We start from the raw sequence: 2,357 nt of genomic DNA, 5'->3' as shown, positions 1-2,357 counted from the left end.
TCCCACCTGGTCCTGCGGGACGTCCACGGCCACCGCCTGGAACTCGACCCCCGCGTCCTGGCCGCCAACCCCCTGCTCTGGCACGAACTCGACACAGGCGTCCGCCGCTCCATGGAACGCGGCACCTTGCGTCAGGGAGCCGACGTTCTGGAACGGCTGGGCCACCGTATCGACGACGAGGCGCTGCGGGCGGTCCTCCGGGCGTCGGGCCTCTCCTGACCTCACCCCACCCGGTCCCACCGCCCGCCTCCCGGTGTTTGCCACGTCTCCGCCGGCCAGTGAGCCACGCGACCGGCTACTCGGTGGTACCGTATAGCGGTACTCGGTAATACGGAGTACCGGGAGGGCCGAACAGGAGCCGCGATGGACGACCTGACGGAGATGCTGAAGGGCACGCTCGAGGGCTGCGTGCTCGAAATCATCGGCAGGGAGGAGACCTACGGGTACGCCATCACGCGCCGGCTGAACGAGCTCGGCTTCGCCGACGTCATCGAGGGGACGGTGTACACCATCCTGCTGCGACTGGAGAGGAACGGACTCGTCCAGGTGACGAAACGACCATCCGAGGTGGGCCCGCCGCGCAAGTTCTACGCGCTCAACGACGCCGGGCGCGAGGAACTCGCGAGGTTCTGGGCGAAGTGGCAGTACGTCTCATCACGCATCGACAGGCTCAGGGAGGGCGGGAGATGAACTTCTGGGAGACCATCACAGGCAGCGATCTCACCAGGGAATGGAAGGCGTTCGAAGCCCGGGCCGAGGTCCTGCCGGACGACTACCGGGCAGCGTGGGAACAGGTCAAGGGCCACCTCTTCCCCTACGCGGGCTTCACCGGCCGCAACCTGATGCCGATCTTCGACGCCGCCCTGGGGCTGCTCGAAGAAGCATCGGCGGACGGGCAGAGCGTCCACGAGGTACTCGGCGACGACATCCCGGGCTTTTGTGCGGCGCTGGCCGGCGGAGAGGGTGCACGGACCTATCGCGACCGCTGGCGCGAGCAGTTGAACCGGAACGTCGCAAGGAAATTGGGCCGGCTGGGAGGCTGACGTGGGCATCCAGGACATCATCGAGGGCAAGAAGCAGTGGCGGGCGCACATGGCTCGGGTCAAGGCGCTCCCGCCGGACTACCAGATCGTCTACAAGGAGATGCAGAGGTACCTGTTCAAGGTCGGACCGATCGACCTGACCGACGGGCCCCTGCTCCCCGGGATCGTCGACTTCTTCGAGGAGGGCGTCGCGGGCGGCAAGGGAGTCCTGGAACTCATTGGCAATGACGTCGCCGCCTTCTGCGACGACCTGGTCAAGGACTCGCGCACCTACGCGGATGTCCATCAGGAGTCCATCAGCGGGAAACCCGGCACGGACGAGAGGTAACACCCGTCGTCATCAAGCCAGCGGGCGTGAGCCCGCACGACGCCTGGCGAGCTGAGTAGCTTGCCGGCGCGTCGGCAGACCCGCTCTCCGCGACCTGCGCGAGCACCCCGAACACACTTCACGTCAGGCCCCGTGACATGCACGAATAGCGATGTAGCTCCGATACACCGGGCCCGTAGGCAGCGGTCCGCAACGAGGAGGATCACCATGACCGACCGCCGACAGGCAAACGCGCCGGATGACGGATTCCCGTCGCGCACGCCCGAGGCTCATCATGCGAGCGCGTACGACACGGTGCGCATCGCGCTGGTCATCGGTGCTCTCGGTGTGGTCTTCGGTGACATCGGCACCAGCCCGATCTACACCCTCCAGACCGTGTTCAACCCGACCGACCCGCACCCCGTCCCCGTCACCACTCAGAACGTGTACGGGGTCGTGTCGCTGGTGTTCTGGTCGGTGGTAATCATCGTCCTGGTCACCTATGTGCTGCTGGCGATGCGCGCCGACAACGACGGCGAGGGCGGCATCATGGCGCTGATCACCCTCGTACGGCGGTGGAGCTCGCGACGGGCCGGACGGACCGCCGCCGTACTGGCCGCGCTGGGCCTCTTCGGCGCGTCCCTGTTCTTCGGCGACAGCATGATCACCCCGGCGATCTCGGTGCTGTCCGCGGTCGAGGGGCTCAAGGTCGTCCAGCCGTCGCTGGGCGGCGCTGTCGTACCCATCACCGCGGTGATCATCGTGGTGCTGTTCCTGGTGCAGCGCAGGGGAACCGCCGCGGTGGGCCGGGTGTTCGGACCGGTCATGATCGCCTGGTTCGCGGCCATCGGGGCCTGTGGTGTCGCCGGCATCGCCGATCATCCGGCCATCCTCAGGGCGCTCTCGCCGACCTACGCCCTGGGCTTCCTGTTCGGCCATTTCGGCACGGCCTTCTTCGCCCTGGCCGCGGTCGTGCTCGCGGTCACCGGCGCCGAGGCGCTCTACGC

4 protein-coding genes and 1 pseudogene are annotated in these 2,357 nt (G+C 67.4%); all 5 read left to right on the top strand.

The window, feature by feature from the left end:
* Positions 1-219: pseudogene (locus ACZ5NH_RS45430) on the top strand (hypothetical protein); the annotation flags it as partial.
* Between the two features lie 144 nt (positions 220-363).
* Entirely contained in the window at positions 364-690 is a 327-nt protein-coding gene (locus ACZ5NH_RS45425; protein ID WP_468784350.1) for a PadR family transcriptional regulator, read from the top strand.
* Complete coding sequence (locus ACZ5NH_RS45420; protein WP_468784348.1) at positions 687-1,043, top strand: DUF1048 domain-containing protein; 357 nt, start codon at positions 687-689, stop codon at positions 1,041-1,043. The genes ACZ5NH_RS45425 and ACZ5NH_RS45420 overlap by 4 nt, the downstream gene beginning before the upstream one ends.
* Position 1,044: 1 nt before the next feature.
* Positions 1,045-1,371: a DUF1048 domain-containing protein gene (locus ACZ5NH_RS45415; protein ID WP_468784346.1), complete on the top strand. Its 327-nt coding sequence runs from the start codon at positions 1,045-1,047 to the stop codon at positions 1,369-1,371.
* 207 nt (positions 1,372-1,578) lie between these two features.
* Positions 1,579-2,357, top strand: a 779-nt coding sequence (locus tag ACZ5NH_RS45410) for a KUP/HAK/KT family potassium transporter (RefSeq protein ID WP_468784345.1), incomplete at its 3' end; no start/stop codon positions are given.

Source organism: Streptomyces sp. NPDC031426, assembly GCF_055581585.1.
Note: the sequence above shows the minus strand (reverse complement) of the source record. Positions and strands in the feature narration are given on the sequence as shown.

What these genes read in the sequence shown, in the direction of transcription:
- ACZ5NH_RS45425 (WP_468784350.1), top strand. Translation starts at nt 364, where the DNA reads ATGGACGACCTGACGGAGATGCTGAAGGGCACGCTCGAGGGCTGCGTG.
- ACZ5NH_RS45420 (WP_468784348.1), top strand. Translation starts at nt 687, where the DNA reads ATGAACTTCTGGGAGACCATCACAGGCAGCGATCTCACCAGGGAATGG.